This is a genomic window from Oleiphilus sp. HI0086 (assembly GCF_001635225.1).
The window spans coordinates 1-1,680 of the sequence record NZ_LWFZ01000806.1 but is presented as its reverse complement, the minus strand read 5'-3'; the positions used below and the strand labels follow the sequence as shown (position 1 = coordinate 1,680).

Sequence of the window (1,680 nt, the reverse complement as noted above, 5' to 3'; positions counted from 1 at the left end):
GATTCAAGCCAATACGGGTGAAGTAAAGTGGGCTGAAAATGCCGTATTAGGCTACTGCCCGCAGGACAGCACGAAAGATTTCGACAGTGACCTAAACCTCTTTGACTGGATGTCTCAGTGGCGTACTGCAAAGCATAACGATTTAATGGTTCGCGGTATGTTAGGTCGAATGCTCTTTACCGAAGATGACGTTAACAAGAAAGCCAAAGTCTGCTCAGGTGGTGAGAAAAACCGCTTGTTGTTTGGCAAGTTAATGATGCAGGACCTAAATATTCTGATTATGGATGAGCCGACCAACCACATGGATATGGAAGCCATTGAAGCTCTGAACGAAGCGCTTAAAAACTTTGATGGCACTTTGATTTTTGTTAGCCACGACCGAGAGTTTGTCTCATCACTGGCAACACGCGTCATCGAAATTAAAGACCAGGGCTTGATAGATTTTCAAGGCACTTACGAAGAGTATATGGCTAACCAGGAAGCAGCTGAGCAAGTTAAGGTCGCTTAGTTCAAGTTGACTTTATCTCAATCAATGGCTGTGCGATGGAGTATATATTGGCCGGGGTCCAGCCGGCACTCCATAAGCTCAGCATGTCGGTAGCGTAAGTCAGTGCTCAAGAGGTTAACGAGCGCTTTTTTTAGTTCCGCTGTCATATTTGCCCCGCAGGTGACGGACTTGATCACCGTATTGGGGATTTTATGAAGGTGAATACTGAGTTCATCGACGTTTATGAGCTTGTCACTCACTGATGCCGGCCGTAATAAGCGCCACTCTTGCTCATGAGAAAAGTGTTCACTACGGTGAAATAGTGAAATGAAAGGATGTGAGTCTTTCAGCTTTAACGGACGCTCTGCACTATACTTCACTGGCTGAAACATTTGAGGGGCATCTCGGTATTGAGGGGCGGTAAAAAACTCATGAGTTTGGTCTAGTTCGATGACCATACCTCGGTGATTAGCCGCTTGATACTGCCAGAGTAGCGAGTTATCTGCTCTTTCAGATAAGCATAGCAGTGTTAGATTTTTCTGTTGTTTAGCCGACACTGTACTCACTTGCGGTACAGAACGTTGTCTTATTTGTGCTTCAATACTGGCTCGTTTGCTTTGGGATTGTTCTTCAAAATACTCAAAGCTCATCAGGCTTGATAAAGACTCTGGTAGCGCCGCGAATTGAGCTTTCAATTCAACTCTGAACTCTTCATCTGAAACAGCGATTGACCCATCAGGCTGATGATTAAGGGCTTCATTGCTAACGAATGGGTCCATCAATGATGAGGCTTCTAAGAAAGGTAGCTTCCCTTCTCGCAACCACGTTAAGCCTTTCTCGCTGCAGTATAAAAACAGGCTCACTTTCTACCTTTATAAGCGTATTATATTTAATGAAAAACCAAAGGGTCAGTTTAAAGTTTCAAGCACTAAAGCAAAGCAGAATAGCATAATCGTCGGGATGAAAATAACTGTAAGTTGTTTCCATCGTGGCCATTTATCAGCCTTTATAAACGCCACCAGGCATGAAATTAAAAATACGATCAGCACTAAAATTCTAAACATAAAGATCCTATGGCAGTTGTATGTAAGCTGCTTTTATGGTCAGGAAGTTGTTAGAAACTATAGCTTAGTTTTCGATTCCTACGATTAACCAAGGCGCATTGTTATCGCGGGTGTCTCTGGTTAAGTGCC

Annotated in this window: 2 protein-coding genes; one reads left to right on the top strand and one right to left on the bottom strand. The window is 43.5% G+C overall.

Annotated features, from left to right (window positions below; translation table 11 throughout):
• Nucleotides 1-508, top strand: a 508-nt coding sequence (locus A3756_RS14255) for an ATP-binding cassette domain-containing protein (protein WP_156490481.1), incomplete at its 5' end; no start/stop codon positions are given.
• Nucleotides 509-525: 17 nt separating this feature from the next.
• Here A3756_RS14255 and A3756_RS14250 read toward each other — a convergent pair.
• Nucleotides 526-1,350: a DUF2971 domain-containing protein gene (locus A3756_RS14250; RefSeq protein ID WP_068509459.1), complete on the bottom strand. Its 825-nt coding sequence runs from the start codon at nt 1,348-1,350 to the stop codon at nt 526-528.
• Between the last annotated feature and the right edge of the window lie 330 nt (nt 1,351-1,680).